At 57.8% G+C, this 251-nt stretch carries 1 rRNA gene; it reads left to right on the forward strand.

Going from position 1 to position 251, the window contains the following annotated elements:
* A 16S ribosomal RNA gene (locus tag K1I44_RS15240) occupies positions 1–251 on the forward strand; the annotation flags it as partial.

Raw genomic sequence — 251 nt, forward strand, 5'->3', positions numbered from 1 at the left:
TGAATCGTTAGCGGCGGACGGGTGAGTAACACGTGGGCAACCTGCCCTGTAGACGGGGATAACACCGAGAAATCGGTGCTAATACCGGATAATACGAAAGGTCGCATGATCTTTCGTTGAAAGGCGGCGCAAGCTGTCGCTACAGGATGGGCCCGCGGCGCATTAGCTAGTTGGTGAGGTAACGGCTCACCAAGGCGACGATGCGTAGCCGACCTGAGAGGGTGATCGGCCACACTGGGACTGAGACACGG

It is taken from the genome of Anoxybacillus sp. ST4 (assembly GCF_019448545.1).
Classification (GTDB): Bacteria; Bacillota; Bacilli; order Bacillales; family Anoxybacillaceae; genus Anoxybacillus; species Anoxybacillus pushchinoensis.